Annotated in this window: 1 protein-coding gene and 1 pseudogene; both read right to left on the bottom strand. The window is 39.6% G+C overall.

All coding sequences use genetic code 11. The annotated features are described in order from the left end of the window. Nucleotides 1-242, bottom strand: a 242-nt coding sequence (locus HMPREF1551_RS03700; RefSeq protein WP_021627696.1) for a YWFCY domain-containing protein, incomplete at its 3' end; no start/stop codon positions are given. A 65-nt stretch (nucleotides 243-307) separates the two neighbouring features. Further along, a pseudogene (locus tag HMPREF1551_RS03695) lies at nucleotides 308-1,005 on the bottom strand (relaxase); the annotation flags it as partial.

Below are 1,005 nucleotides of genomic sequence, written 5' to 3'. Positions count from 1 at the left end.
CCCAAACAGCTCAGGGCTAAGAGCAGGAGGGCAAAGCATTTGGTGTATAGCGGGTGAGAGAACAGTCCTGCTGTTCGTTGGAAGTTGGTCAGGATTCTATCTACTACGGCTAATATCCACTTTTCGCCTTGGAAAAAGCCATAACAATACCAATAGAGGTGCATCAGTACTATGAGAATACTTACTGCACGCATAAAAGCCATTATCTTGGCTAATGCTCTTAAATCATCATCGTTTTGCATATTTGTTTCTGTTTTTAGTGTTTGTCAATATTTTATACTTAGCTATGTCAGCTCAATAGCCACACCTAAGATTTGTTTTTCATTTTTCGCCGTTTGGCAGTAGCACGTTTCATTCTTCTGGTAAAATCCTCTTCTTCGTAATCTACCCCTTGATCATCCAAAGAGAAAAGAGTAAAGAAAGCATTTAATGCTGAGTCCTTGCCAAAATCCTCTTGGTAATGTGTCCAAGAAGTGTCAGAAAAAGTATCCTCTTCAACAGTGTTAGTATTGTTGTGATTTTTACTTGCATAAGGAGCTACAGCCGGCATATTAACCTCAGAGGTTAAAGCAGGAACAGGCTCTTCTAACGATTTTAGCCACTGATGAAAAACATTGGCAGAAAACTCCTTTCCAAGCTGAGAACCATTATACACACATCGGCTGTTGTGGTCGATAAAGGTTACTCCGTAGGTTCTCCCTTCTTTATTTTTACGAAAGACAACCTCTATTCCTTTAGCTTTTAGTTCTTGAACAAATTCACTTTTGCTATGAGCTGTTTCTTTGGCAAAGATGATATGTGCCTTTAAGGAAGTGGTGTTTTGTCCTTTTAAGTGATCTTGTTCCTTTTGTAAATGTTTTTCGATATAAGGTAAGCTCAGTGTTTTGCCGAGCTTGGAGGCTTTAAAAGGATGGCTTGCTTTGTTACCATTCTCATCCAATACCACATACACCAAGCCCTTTTTAGGAACACCTTGCAGTTCGCCTTCTACCTTTTCTACCGCTA

The sequence above is a fragment of the Capnocytophaga sp. oral taxon 863 str. F0517 genome (genome assembly GCF_000466425.1).
Classification (GTDB): domain Bacteria; phylum Bacteroidota; class Bacteroidia; order Flavobacteriales; family Flavobacteriaceae; genus Capnocytophaga.
This window is presented reverse-complemented; position numbering and strand designations above follow the sequence as displayed.